Here is a 12,785-nt window from a genome sequence, read left to right on the forward strand (position 1 = left end):
AAGTTAAATAAAAGGTAACTATGAAAAAATTATCTACAATGGCTGTGATTTTCATTTCGACTGGAGGAATGATTGGAAGTGGTTGGTTGTTTTCACCATATTATGGTTTTCAAACAGCAGGGCAAGGAGTTATAATTTCCTGGTTTATTACAGCTTTATTAACTTTATTAGTAGCATTATGTTTTGCTGAAGTAGCATCGATGCTGCCTATAGTTTCTGGAGCAATGAGATTCTTACGCATTACTCATTCAAAAACTTTAGGGTTTTTATTTGTTGTGCTTGGTTGGATAAGCTATCTTGTTTATTTGCCACTAGAGGCTCAGTCTGTTGTACAGTATTTAGGTTTTTGGTTTCCTAACTTAGTTGACTCTAGTTCAAAAGGTGTGTTTTTATCATATTATGGAGTTTTTATTGCCTTTTTAGTCATGCTTGGCTTAACTTATCTAAATACATTCCAGCTTAAAAATGTTGCTAAAATAAACTCTATTGTAAGTGTCTGGAAGATATTATTACCATTAGCTATTGCAGTGGGTATGCTAGCAGTATATGGCTCTTTTAAAAACTATCATGCTAATACTGCACATGTTTCAGTAAATTTTGAACATATATTATTAGCTATAACAGGGTCTGGCTTAGCTTTTGCTTTCTCAGGATTTCAGAATGGATTGATTGTTGCAAACTCAGCTAAAAATCCAAAATTAGCAATACCTCTATCTTTAATTGCTCCAGTAGTAGTAGGATTAACGATGTATGTATCTTTATCAATGCTCTTTATATTTTGCATACCAGGCTCAGTTAAAAGTTTTAATGGTGGAGTAGCTCCTTTATTAGGTCTTTTGAGCTTATTTAGCTTGCATGCGATTTATACAATCTTATTTATTGATGCTATGATTGCACCATTAGGTACAGGAAATGTTTATACGGCAGTTACAGGTAGAATTTTACAAGCGTTTGGGTTAGAGTTTTTTAAGAAGTCACTTCTAACAAAATTAAATAAAAATCATGTACCAATTTTTTGTATTTGGATTAATTTTTTTGTTGGGTTGATATTCCTATTTCAATTTCCAACTTGGACAACTTTAGTTAATTTTTTATCATCATTAGTTTTATTTAGTTGTCTATCAGGTCCAGTGGTTTTAGTTATTTTTAGAGACAAATTTCCTCAGTTAGAAAGAAAATTTAAGTTACCATTTTATAGGTTTTTTGGCTATATAGGGTTTATCTCGTGCTCATATTTTATATATTGGTCAGGCACTTTTAATTTATTGTGTTTGGTTGTACTAGTTACTCTGGTATGCTTTATATATTGGTTCATTTTTATGCGTAAATATTTTAGTCTAGTATTTAAGCAAACATGGTTTGTTTGTGCATATATTATATGTTTATGGGCAATATCCTATGCCCATGAGCTAATGCTGATTACTTTTCCGTATGATAATTTAGTTGTAGCTATAGTTAGTGCTTTATTCTTAAAAATATTTGTTATTACTCAAGCTCCAGCTTCAGATATTCAAGATAATCTCAATAAGGTTATGTTTGAGGTTAAAAACCTTGAAAGTAGTTAAATACCAACTTTATTATTAAAAGCTAATTACAATTACTTTCTTTTAAGATAAAATATCCTATCAAACGTTCATATTTATTTATAGAAAATGACAGATATACACAATCATAAAATCTTAATTTTAGATTTTGGATCACAATATACTCAACTTATTGCTAGAAGAGTAAGAGAGGTTGGTGTTTTTTGTGAGATTTTCCCTCACGATATTGATGATGCATTTATTAAGGAATATCAGGCTAAAGGCATAATTCTTTCTGGTGGGCCAGAGTCAGTTTATGATTCAGATATTAATGCACCAGACTTGGTTTTTGAATTAGGTGTGCCTGTACTTGGTATCTGCTATGGTATGCAGACAATGGTTATGCAACATGGTGGAGAAGTTAAAGGTTCTGATCAAAGTGAATTTGGTAAGGCTATTATTAGTGTCTTGAATTCAGATAATAATATTTTTTCTAACCTTGAGCATGAGCAGCTAGTATGGATGAGCCATAGTGATAAAGTTACAAATCCGGGTGAGAATTTTGAAATTATAGCATCTTCGGTAAATGCTCCTATAGCAGCAGTTGCTCATAAAACGAAACCGTTTTATGGAGTTCAGTTTCATCCTGAAACCACCCATACAGATAAAGGCAAACAAATTGTTGAAAATTTTGTTGTAAATATTTGTGGCTGTGACACTCTTTGGAATATCGAAAATATTATTGAAAATGATATCAAAGAAATAAAGCATAATGTTGGAACAGATAAAGTTATTTTGGGTTTGTCTGGAGGTGTTGATTCATCTGTTGTTGCCGCTATATTACATGAAGCAATTGGTGAGCAATTAACTTGTATATTTGTTGATACTGGTTTACTTCGTTTAAATGAGGGTGATCAGGTTATGAACATCTTTGCTGATAATATGGATATTAATGTTATTCGTGTGAATGCTAAAGATAGATTTCTACAAGCTTTGTCAGGAGAAAGTGACCCAGAGATAAAGCGTAAAATAATAGGCAAACTATTTATAGATATATTTGATGAAGAGGCCGCAAAAATTGAAAATGCTAAATGGTTAGCTCAAGGTACTATCTATAGTGATGTGATCGAATCTGCTGGAAATAATAAATCAAAAGCACATGTGATTAAGTCTCATCATAATGTTGGTGGATTACCTAAAGAAATGAAGCTTAAACTTTTAGAACCTCTAAGAGAACTTTTTAAAGATGAAGTACGTAAGTTAGGTATAGGTTTAGGTTTGCCACATGATATGCTTTATAGGCACCCATTTCCTGGGCCGGGACTAGGTGTACGTGTATTAGGTGAAATTAGAAAAGAATATGTAGATATTTTGCAAAAAGCTGATGCAATATTTACAGAAGAGTTATATAAACATAATTTGTACCATGATATTTCTCAAGCATTTAGTGTTTTTTTACCAGTCAAATCTGTTGGAGTGGTTGGAGATCAACGCAGATATGAATATGTGATAGCTCTAAGAGCTGTTGTGAGTATAGATTTTATGACAGCTACTTGGGCAAATTTACCTTATGATTTTTTATCCTTAGTATCAAATAGAATTGTTAATGAGGTAAAACAAGTTTCTCGAGTAGTTTATGATGTAACAGGTAAGCCCCCTGGAACTATAGAGTGGGAATAGTAGATGAATAAAGTTTATAAATCTTCATGTCATTGTCAAGCTGTTAATTTAGAATTAGTTATGCCCCAAAAAATTGATACTATTGTCCGTTGTAATTGCTCGATCTGTAGCAAAAAAGGAGCAATAATAACTTTTGTAGCTAAGGATAATCTTAAAATCATCAAGGGAGAAAGTAAGTTAAGTAAGTATACTTTTAACACCCATGTTGCTGAGCATTATTTTTGTTCCATATGTGGTATACATACGCATAATAAGCGTAGGACTGATCCAAATTTTTATGGAGTTAATATGAATTGCATTGATGATATAAACCTTGAAGATTATAAAGATGTTAAATATTTTGATGGTAAAAATCACCCATTAGATAAATAGATACTTAGAAATTATGTCAAAATATAAACTTTTAGATAAAATAAATAACCCTGATGATCTTAAGTTGCTTAGTCAGTCTCAGCTTAAAGATTTATCTTTTGAATTGCGTGAATGCTTAGTTGATACTCTAGATGTTAGTGGAGGCCATTTTGCCAGTAGCCTTGGTGCGACTGAATTAACCGTTGCGCTACATTATGTTTATAATACACCAAATGATAATATTGTTTGGGATGTTGGCCATCAAACATATATTCATAAAATTCTTACAGGTAGAAAAGATAGACTAGTAACGATTAAAAAAGATGGTGGTATCTCTGGTTTTCCTAAGCGTAGTGAAAGTGAATATGATACTTTTGGAGTGGGTCATTCTAGCACTTCTATTAGTGCTGCATTAGGTATGGCTACTGCCGATAGATTAAAGAAAAAATCATCTCATACTATTGCTGTAATTGGTGATGGCGCTATAACCGGAGGTATGGCATTTGAAGCATTAAATCATGCTGGTGGCATAAAAGAAGATATGCTTGTGGTGTTAAATGATAATGAAATGTCAATTTCGGATAATGTTGGCGGGTTATCTGCACATTTTAGTAAGATTATTTCTGGCGGTTTTTATAATGCTATTCGTGAAAAAGGTAAAGAGGTCTTAAAAAATATCCCTCCAATGTTTGAGTTTGTTAAAAGAGTTGAAACACAAACAAAAGGAATGTTTGTTCCAGCAAATTTTTTTGAGGATTTAGGTTTTTATTATGTTGGTCCAGTTGATGGTCATGATATTAAAGAGTTAGTTAAAACCCTAAAAATTTTAAAAGATCATAAAGGCCCTAAGCTTTTGCATATAATTACTAAAAAAGGTAAAGGGTACTCTAAGGCTGAATCTGATCCTATTAAATTTCATCATGTAGCGCCAAGTTTTCATACTGGTGAAGCAACGACTAAAGCTTCAAATTCAAATCCAACTTATTCAAATATTTTTGGTAATTGGATTTGTCAAAAAGCTGCAGAAGATACTCGTTTAGTTGGTATTACACCAGCGATGAAAGAGGGTTCAGATTTAATAAAATTCTCTCAACAATATCCTGATAGATATTTTGATGTAGCTATCGCAGAGCAACATGCTGTGACATTTGCAGCAGGATTAGCTTGCCAAGGTTTAAAGCCAATAGTCGCAATTTATTCGACATTTTTACAGCGAGCATACGATCAGGTTATTCATGATGTTGCTATACAAGATTTAGATGTGTTATATGCTGTTGATAGGGCTGGATTAGTTGGTGCTGATGGAGCTACGCATGATGGTAGTTTTGATATATCATTTATGCGCTGTATTCCAAACCATGTAATTATGACTCCGAGTAATGAAAATGAAGCTCACCATATGTTAGATTTAGGCTATGAATATAATGGCCCAGCAATGGTACGCTATCCTCGTGGAGCTGGCACAGGTACTAAAATAACTGCTGAATTTGATTTGGAGTTAGGTAAATCAAAACTGATTAGAGAAGGCTCTAAAATTGTAATATTAAATTTTGGAACTTTACTTCCTATAGCTATAAAAATAGCTGAAAAATACCAAGCCACTGTTATCGATATGCGTTTTGTTAAACCTCTTGATGAAAATATTATAGATATAGTTTGTAAATCTCATCAAATATTATTAACTATAGAAGAAAATTCTGTAGCTGGTGGAGCAGGGTCAGCTGTTAATGAATATATTATTGCGAAGGATTTAACTAAAAAAGTAATAGTAAGAAATTTTGGACTTCAAGATAAATTTTTGAATCATGGTACAAAAGAGTTATTACTTAATAAAAGTAATCTTTCAGTTGAAAAAATTTCTAGAGAATTGGATAGATTAATAGGCTAGGAGATTAAATTTTTGAATAATTTATTTTCATATGGAACTCTACAGCAAGAAAATGTTCAACTTGCTATTTTTGGTAGAGTACTCAGTGGTAAAACTGATATTTTAGTAGGCTATATCGTCACGGAAATTAAAATTACTGATAATGAAGTGGTAAAAAAAAGTGGTAAGCTGTTTCATCCAATCCTTAAAAAAACAGCTAATATCGATAATAAAGTTTATGGTACTGTTTTTACATTGACTCATGAAGAACTTAGACTTGCTGATAAATATGAGGTAGATAGTTATATTCGTAAAGAAGCGACTCTAAGTTCAGGAAGTAAAGCTTGGATTTATACAGAAAATATTTAGAGTTATATAGCATATTGGTTTATTATGATTAGATCAAGAAATAATTTTTCTATAGTTTAAAATGTTAATTAAAGATATTCTTCTTAGTTACTATGGAACACAAGCTTTATATTTAGTTTCAAAATTAAAAATAGCTGACTTATTACAACAAAATATAAATAACATAGAAATTCTAGCTAAAAAATTAAATGTCGATAACGATAAACTCTACAGAGTTTTACGATTTCTCGCAGCTAAAGGTATATTTGAAGAGTTACCACAAAAAAAATTTATAAATAATAATGAGTCACTATATTTATTGACTAATAATAAGTGTAGTTTAAACTCTTTTATTAAATTACATGCTAAATACTTTTATAAGTCAGCATTTAATTTATCAGATGCTCTCAAAGAAGGTAGCATTCCTTTTGAGATTGAATATAAAGCCACAGTTTGGGAATATTTACAAACCAATCAAAAAGCTAGTGAAGTATTTAATAATGCAATGTCACAAAATTCAGAAATACATATTAACCAATTAATTAAAACTTATAGTTTTGCTGATTATAAAACAATAGTTGATTTAGGTAGTGGTATTGGAAACTTTCTTGTAGCTATCCTTAAAAAATATGAAGATATTCGAGGAGTTTGTTTGGATTTACCAAGTTTAACAGAAAAAGCAAATAAGTTTTTACAAGAACAAAACATAGCGGATCGTTGTACATATATACCAGGAGATTTTCTTAAAGAAATCCCTCAAAATGCTAATTTATATATTCTCAAAGCAATTCTTCATGGTAAGAATGATCAGTTATGTAGAGAAGTTTTAATAAATTGTATTAATGCATTATCTGAAAATGGAAAGATTCTTGTCATTGATCGGGTAGTTATAAAAGATGATAAGAGCTATATTGATGGCTGTACTAATGATATAAATATGTTAAATGTGTCAGCTGGGAAAGATAGGACTTTAAATGAGTTCACAAAACTATTTAAAGATGCAGGCTTACAAATCCAAAATATATATCAAATTGAAAGGTCATTATTTGCAATAGAACTTTCAAAATAAACTTTTATAATTTGGCAATAGCTTATTGGTATTTATATTATGAAAAAAACAATTCTAACTATTACTGTATGTAGCCTAGGGTATTTGGTTTATTATTTATTTTTCTCAGTTAATTATAATAATTGGCCAATAGTGAATAATAAACCGCAGGGAGCAACTATCGTTGCTTTTGGAGATAGTCTAACAGCGGGGTACGGAATAGTTAAGTCAAGTAGTTATCCAATGCAATTATCTAAAATGCTAAATAAACCAGTTATAAATATGGGTGTATCTGGTGAAACAACACAGCAAGCATTATTAAGAGTTAATGATGTATTATCAAAGAAACCTAAAATTGTGATTATTATCCTTGGAGGTAATGATCTTAAGAAGAAAACACCGGCAAGGGTAGTTTTTGATAATTTAAAGCAAATAGTTGATATTCTCCAAGCTAATGGAGCTCTTGTTATTATTGGAGGGTTAGATATTCCATATTATAGTAATGATTATGCACAAGATTATATAGAATTTGCAAAAGCTAATGGTTGTTTACTTGTACCTAATGTCCTTGCTGGATTATTTGGTAATAGAGATCTAATGATTGATCCAGTACATCCAAATGCAAAAGGCTATAAGATTATGGCTAAGAATTTTTATAACCTTATAGAAAATTATTATAATTAATTAAGATTTAGATAGGTTTATTCCTATAATCATATTCCTTTGTTTATATTTGAAAGCCCTTCTTTTTGATATACATGAGCTAAATCTAATCCAAGTTTCCTCCTAATAAAAGGTAAAGAGAAATACCCTCGGATGTAACTTTTACCATCTTCATCTTCATCATAAATTACTATATGGTGGTAGTCAGAGTTTATAAGTGTATTAAGAATATGACCAATTTTTGAATTTTCAATTATAGAATAAGATACAGTATTTACCATATTAATGGGAGTCTTAGCATCATTGGCCGTTAAATCTGCAGGTTTAATCCCGTAGCTTCTAGCTCGTTCTTGTAGTGACTGGCCTTCGATATAATGTAAAGCAATTGTTCCTGTAACTTTATCATTAGCATTTGTGACAAGGATAAAATCTTTGTGGTTATCGACTAATTTCGCTTTTACATCTTTTAGGATATAGTCTCCTCTGATCGTTAGAGCTTTATGTTTTTTAAAATCTCTAAAAACACGTAATGCAGAGCTATTTAAATAAAGTAATTTATTTACTTCATCATTTAAATAATTAATTGATTTAACATCATCAAAGTGAGAAAGTTCTATTTTTTTAAAGTCTTTTAGATCCACTAGTTTCTCCTAGATAAGTGTGGAATTAATAACTAAATTTTAGACAAAATATTTATCTTTTTCAAAGCTTATCAGCTATTATTTATACCATTATATAATTTGGAGCTAAAAGTATGCGAAATTATTTAGTCACAGGTGGTTCAAATGGTATTGGTGATGCTGTTATTAACTTACTAGTACAAGATGAAAATAATAGGGTTTTTAATCTTGATATTACCAATAATAATAGAACTAATCAAAATCTGAAATTTATTAAAGCAGATTTAACTAAAAAGTCTGAAATTTTAGAAGCATTAGTTTTACTTAAAGAGGTTGAATTTGATGGTATATTCCTAAATGCTGGAGTGTTAGTTAAAGGAAATATATTTGATGTTGATATTGAAAGTATCAGGAAAGTATTGGATATAAATGTTTGGTCAAATATATATCTGATTAAAGGTTTGGAAAATAACATTAATCAAGGTGCATCTATAGTATTTAATGGGTCTGATCAATGCTTTGTAGCTAAGGAAAATAGTTTTGCCTATACCATGAGTAAGGGCGCTATAGCACAAATGACGAAATCTTTAGCTATTGATTTAGCTAAAAATAAAATAAGAGTAAATGCAGTTTGTCCTGGCACGGTTGATACTGATTTTTATCGAAATATTATTCAGAAATATGCTGATAATATAGGAATTTCATTTGCTGAAGCTCATAAAGGGGAAGAGGAAGAATTTCCATTAAATAGAATTGCTAAGCCTGAAGAAGTAGCTGATTTAGTGATATTTTTACTTGGTGATAAAAGTAAGTTTATTACAGGTAGTTTGATTCCCATAGATGGGGGCTATACAGCTCGGTAGTTTATAGATTTAATAATGCTATAATTATTATTAAATATTTGATAGAGCAATGATATGATTGAAACAGATAGAATAATCGCAGCTAGTACTGTTAAAACGAAGGATGAAAATGTAGTAGATAGAGCTATAAGACCTAAAACTTTAGCTGAGTATGAAGGGCAGCCAATTGTACGTGAGCAGATGGAGATATTCATAGCAGCTGCTAAATCTAGAAATGATGCTCTAGATCATACTCTTATATTTGGTCCTCCAGGGTTGGGTAAAACAACTCTATCACATATTATTGCTAGTGAAATGGAAGTTGAACTCAAACAAACTAGTGGACCAGTTTTGGAAAAAGCAGGTGATTTAGCTGCAATTTTGACAAACCTTGAGGAAAATGATGTTTTATTCATTGATGAGATTCATCGATTGAGTCCTGTCGTAGAAGAAATTCTATATCCAGCCATGGAAGATTATCAATTAGATATTATGATAGGAGAAGGTCCTGCTGCTAGATCAATAAAAATTGATTTACCAGCTTTCACTTTAGTTGGTGCTACTACTAGAGCAGGTCTTTTAACTTCACCATTAAGAGATAGATTTGGAATTATCCAACGTTTAGAATTTTATTCTATTAAAGATTTGTCTAGTATTGTATATCGCTCTGCTAAACTTTTAAGTTTAAGTATTACAGATGAAGGAGCTGTTGAGATTGCAAAGCGTTCACGTGGGACTCCTAGAATAGCAAATAGACTATTACGTAGAGTCAGAGACTATGCCCAAGTCAAGGGTTCTGGTCAAATAAACTATGATATTGCAGATAAAGCTTTAACTATGCTAAAAGTTGACCCTGTAGGTTTTGATCATATGGATCATAAATATTTACTTACTCTTATGGAAAAATTTGGTGGTGGGCCAGTAGGCTTAGATACTATAGCAGCAGCACTAAGTGAGGAAAAAGGTACTATTGAGGATGTTATAGAACCATATTTAATTCAGCAGGGTTATATTATGCGTACTGCAAGAGGTAGGATTGCCACTTTAATAGCATATAATCATTTTAAACTTAAGATTCCTGATAATCTTAATTCAGAACAACAGCAAAATTTATCTGTATAATTTTAGATAGTTAAACTATTCAAATTTAAAAGATTTTAGTTTTTATAAACTAAAATATCTCCAGGTTGACAGTCTAAGTGTTTACAAATGGCTTCAAGTGTTGAAAATCTAATTGCTTTAGCTTTTTCATTTTTGAGGATAGATAGGTTTTGTTCGGTAATACCAATAGCTTTTGCTAAATCTTTTGATTTAACTTTTTTTTCTAACATAATTTTTGCTAAATTAGTTTTAATAGACATAATTAACCTTATTTAAATAGTTAAATCATTTTCTTTAGATATCTCTTTAGCTTTATGCATAACAGATGAGATAGTAATAACAATCCCTCCAGTTATTAATGCTAATATATTAGTAGTTCCTATTGTTAAACTAATAAAACGTTCTCCCACTGGATTATTAAAACTTAATACCAAAGATATAAGAGGGTCATAAATAAGCTGGGCAATAAACCAATAAATTAGAGACCAACCTAATTTTTGGTATAACGAAACAACTAGTGAAGAAAAGATTTCAAGCTTCTCATAACAACTAAAAAGTTTGATTAGTAACCAAAGTATATAAAGTATAGTTAGAGTTGGTATTAAGCTTACGATAAAAGCTAATATTCTAGTGTTAGTTGACAGGGGGTTAGAAATATTTTTGAAAAGTGATTGTGGTAATCCAATAGTATTAAATATGTCTATATTTGTTTGGATTATTATCCAAAAAACAGGTACAAATATTAATATTCCAATAAAAATGATTTTAAAAAGAGTTTTATAAAATCTGCTAGTTTTTTGTAAATTTTGCATAAGTTTTTCCTTTCAGGTTTATTTAATAGTTATTATAAGATTTTAATTATTGTTTATCAATATTTTTTTATTGTAAAACAATAACAAAAATAATTAATAATTATAACAAGATTATGAAATATTATTTAAAAAATTTGTAATATAGTTAATCTGATAATATTGTGCTAAAGACGTGAGTAATAGCATCAGATAAATTATCAAAAGAATTATTTACTTTTCTTAAAATTCTTTTAAAATTGGCCCAAATTTTTTCTATAGGATTTAAATCAGGAGAATAAGCAGGAAGGTATAGTATCTGTATATCCAGTATACTCTAGCGGTGCTATAATCTTCTTTTCTAAATAGTTATAACCAGCAACTATACTTTTTCTCTGAGTTTGATAAGCAATAACTTCACCATAGCTAGGTTTACCAACAAGAGACCATCCTCTTAGTACAGACTGTTTATTATCCATACCCATTTCATCTAAATATACAAGTTTGTTAGGTTCAATAGTCTCAACAACCTCTATAAAACTTTGCCTATCTTGTTCTTTTCTTTGCTTATATTTAGGTGTCTTTTTTTAAAACTAAAACCAAGTCTGTTAAGACAATCATAAAATGTGCTTCTAGGTATTTCAGGAGCTAATGCTTCTCTAATATCTAAAGCCATTGCATCTGGATATGTTCTTAAGTAGCTTTCTATCGCTTCCTTATCTGTAAAGGTTGCTACTCTACCGCAACCCAAGCCTTGCTTAGATTTATAATCACCAGTTGTCTCGTATAAGTTTATCCAAGATCTAGTAGTACGGATATCTATATTAAAAAAATTACTTAGCTCTTTGTCTGTTAGGCCTTCTTTATATTTAGTTATTACGATATCTCTGAAATCTTGGCTATATGATGACATTTTTTCTAAATATTATAACATTATTGTCAAATAACTATCGGATTAACTATATATAAAATATTACCAGTTGATTTTTTGTTTAGGAACCCACTTATCTAATAGGGTTTTATATTTGATTTCTAAGATTTCTTTAGGGGGGAGTTCTGGCAGCTTTGAATATAAATCTGCCTTTTGAAAAGCTTTTAATAATGGTAATAATATCCAATCTTTTTCACTGGCAAGTTCTTGGTATGCATGGCCACCTGTTTGAGGGGTATGCCAAGGATAAAAAGAATGATATCTTAACAGATATAAGCCTTCATAAGGTATATTGCTGCCTTGTTCAAAAACTTTATATATATATTCATCATGGCCAAAACTCATATCGACCATATCAAAACCGCAATTTTTTTTGTATACTCCATATGTTTTATTACATTGTTTATCATAATCAGCATAGTTTTTTGATTCCCTAAAAAATTCTTTATGAGCAAAAACATTTGCTTTAGAAAAAGGGCAAGCTACGGGATATGTATCACCTACAGTAGACCATTGAGGTAATTTCCCATATTCAGGTAATGTCATAATCTTACCTAGATCATGTATAAAACCAATTAGGGGAAGCCATGACCAATCTTTAATATGACTATATAAATTAGCTAATTTTTTTTTCTCAGAATAAAAATCTTGCCATTTTTTAGGTATACTTTTCCACTCATGGTCTCTAAATAACGTTTTTATTAAAGTATCATTTTTAATTTGAATATCATTCTTGAGAAACTTATTTTGACAAGCTTCTGCTGTTTGGTAAGCATGTTCTATTTGTGGTAGATCATTATCTGGATCACTTTCATCGTGAACATTTTCTAAAAGTTGAAAAACTTCATAAATATCCATATGTCCTAGATCAAGTTTGAAATATTTAGCCTTCATCTTATGTACATAATCAAGGTTTTGGTTAATTTGCATTTCTTTATAAGTTTTTTCGACTCTATCTTGGAATTTGCTATCAATGTAGTTTCTAAACTCACCAAATGAATTTTTATTTGCATTAGCCATACT

General features: G+C 30.4%; 13 protein-coding genes and 1 pseudogene. 9 read left to right on the top strand and 5 right to left on the bottom strand.

All coding sequences use genetic code 11. From position 1 onward, the window contains the following. Window positions 1-20: 20 nt before the first annotated feature. The 7 genes from ACR0PV_RS04965 to ACR0PV_RS04995 all read left to right on the top strand — a co-directional run bounded on the left by ACR0PV_RS04965 (window position 21) and on the right by ACR0PV_RS04995 (window position 7,501). Window positions 21-1,565 carry an APC family permease gene (locus ACR0PV_RS04965; protein WP_488173853.1) on the top strand — a complete coding sequence of 515 codons (1,545 nt, stop codon included), beginning with the start codon at window positions 21-23 and terminating at the stop codon, window positions 1,563-1,565. Between the two features lie 87 nt (window positions 1,566-1,652). Then, window positions 1,653-3,203, top strand: coding sequence for a glutamine-hydrolyzing GMP synthase (gene guaA / locus ACR0PV_RS04970; protein ID WP_488173854.1), 1,551 nt, complete (start codon window positions 1,653-1,655; stop codon window positions 3,201-3,203). Window positions 3,204-3,206: 3 nt separating this feature from the next. Then, window positions 3,207-3,575, top strand: a complete 369-nt coding sequence (locus tag ACR0PV_RS04975; protein WP_488173855.1) for a GFA family protein — start codon at window positions 3,207-3,209, stop codon at window positions 3,573-3,575. Window positions 3,576-3,588: 13 nt separating this feature from the next. Then, complete coding sequence (gene dxs, locus ACR0PV_RS04980; RefSeq protein ID WP_488173856.1) at window positions 3,589-5,442, top strand: 1-deoxy-D-xylulose-5-phosphate synthase; 1,854 nt, start codon at window positions 3,589-3,591, stop codon at window positions 5,440-5,442. A 12-nt stretch (window positions 5,443-5,454) separates the two neighbouring features. After that, window positions 5,455-5,790 carry a gamma-glutamylcyclotransferase family protein gene (locus tag ACR0PV_RS04985; protein WP_488173857.1) on the top strand — a complete coding sequence of 112 codons (336 nt, stop codon included), beginning with the start codon at window positions 5,455-5,457 and terminating at the stop codon, window positions 5,788-5,790. 61 nt (window positions 5,791-5,851) lie between these two features. Further along, the gene (locus tag ACR0PV_RS04990; RefSeq protein ID WP_488173858.1) at window positions 5,852-6,838 is read left to right on the top strand and encodes a methyltransferase; all 987 of its coding nucleotides are present in this window, start codon (window positions 5,852-5,854) and stop codon (window positions 6,836-6,838) included. Between the two features lie 39 nt (window positions 6,839-6,877). Then, a complete protein-coding gene (locus ACR0PV_RS04995; protein ID WP_488173859.1) occupies window positions 6,878-7,501 on the top strand; it encodes an arylesterase in 624 nt (207 codons plus the stop codon). A 29-nt stretch (window positions 7,502-7,530) separates the two neighbouring features. On the opposite strand, the gene ACR0PV_RS05000 is transcribed toward ACR0PV_RS04995, so the two are convergent. Next, window positions 7,531-8,121 (bottom strand): CBS domain-containing protein, encoded by a 591-nt coding sequence (locus tag ACR0PV_RS05000; RefSeq protein ID WP_488173860.1) that lies wholly within the window; start codon window positions 8,119-8,121, stop codon window positions 7,531-7,533. 113 nt (window positions 8,122-8,234) lie between these two features. Between ACR0PV_RS05000 and ACR0PV_RS05005 the strand changes: the two genes are divergently transcribed. Together ACR0PV_RS05005 and ruvB are read left to right on the top strand one after the other, a co-directional pair. Further along, window positions 8,235-8,963 carry an SDR family NAD(P)-dependent oxidoreductase gene (locus ACR0PV_RS05005; protein WP_488173861.1) on the top strand — a complete coding sequence of 243 codons (729 nt, stop codon included), beginning with the start codon at window positions 8,235-8,237 and terminating at the stop codon, window positions 8,961-8,963. A 54-nt stretch (window positions 8,964-9,017) separates the two neighbouring features. Next, a complete protein-coding gene (ruvB, locus tag ACR0PV_RS05010; protein WP_488173862.1) occupies window positions 9,018-10,064 on the top strand; it encodes a Holliday junction branch migration DNA helicase RuvB in 1,047 nt (348 codons plus the stop codon). Window positions 10,065-10,099: 35 nt separating this feature from the next. On the opposite strand, the gene ACR0PV_RS05015 is transcribed toward ruvB, so the two are convergent. From ACR0PV_RS05015 to ACR0PV_RS05030, 4 genes and pseudogenes are all read right to left on the bottom strand, one after another. Continuing rightward, a complete protein-coding gene (locus ACR0PV_RS05015) occupies window positions 10,100-10,303 on the bottom strand; it encodes a helix-turn-helix domain-containing protein (RefSeq protein ID WP_488173863.1) in 204 nt (67 codons plus the stop codon). A gap of 12 nt (window positions 10,304-10,315) precedes the next feature. Further along, on the bottom strand, window positions 10,316-10,855 hold the full coding sequence (locus tag ACR0PV_RS05020) for a DUF2975 domain-containing protein (RefSeq protein ID WP_488173864.1): 540 nt from the start codon (window positions 10,853-10,855) through the stop codon (window positions 10,316-10,318). 145 nt (window positions 10,856-11,000) lie between these two features. After that, window positions 11,001-11,744: pseudogene (locus ACR0PV_RS05025) on the bottom strand (transposase). 60 nt (window positions 11,745-11,804) lie between these two features. Then, window positions 11,805-12,782 carry an inositol oxygenase family protein gene (locus ACR0PV_RS05030; RefSeq protein WP_488173865.1) on the bottom strand — a complete coding sequence of 326 codons (978 nt, stop codon included), beginning with the start codon at window positions 12,780-12,782 and terminating at the stop codon, window positions 11,805-11,807. Between the last annotated feature and the right edge of the window lie 3 nt (window positions 12,783-12,785).

This window comes from Francisella sp. AG1, from assembly GCF_057683165.1.

Coding starts and splice junctions, on each gene's coding strand:
- ruvB (WP_488173862.1), top strand. CDS start 9,018: ATGATTGAAACAGATAGAATAATCGCAGCTAGTACTGTTAAAACGAAG.
- guaA (WP_488173854.1), top strand. CDS start 1,653: ATGACAGATATACACAATCATAAAATCTTAATTTTAGATTTTGGATCA.
- ACR0PV_RS04975 (WP_488173855.1), top strand. CDS start 3,207: ATGAATAAAGTTTATAAATCTTCATGTCATTGTCAAGCTGTTAATTTA.
- ACR0PV_RS04990 (WP_488173858.1), top strand. CDS start 5,852: ATGTTAATTAAAGATATTCTTCTTAGTTACTATGGAACACAAGCTTTA.
- ACR0PV_RS05005 (WP_488173861.1), top strand. CDS start 8,235: ATGCGAAATTATTTAGTCACAGGTGGTTCAAATGGTATTGGTGATGCT.
- ACR0PV_RS05020 (WP_488173864.1), bottom strand. CDS start 10,855: ATGCAAAATTTACAAAAAACTAGCAGATTTTATAAAACTCTTTTTAAA.
- ACR0PV_RS04995 (WP_488173859.1), top strand. CDS start 6,878: ATGAAAAAAACAATTCTAACTATTACTGTATGTAGCCTAGGGTATTTG.
- ACR0PV_RS04965 (WP_488173853.1), top strand. CDS start 21: ATGAAAAAATTATCTACAATGGCTGTGATTTTCATTTCGACTGGAGGA.
- ACR0PV_RS05015 (WP_488173863.1), bottom strand. CDS start 10,303: ATGTCTATTAAAACTAATTTAGCAAAAATTATGTTAGAAAAAAAAGTT.
- dxs (WP_488173856.1), top strand. CDS start 3,589: ATGTCAAAATATAAACTTTTAGATAAAATAAATAACCCTGATGATCTT.
- ACR0PV_RS05030 (WP_488173865.1), bottom strand. CDS start 12,782: ATGGCTAATGCAAATAAAAATTCATTTGGTGAGTTTAGAAACTACATT.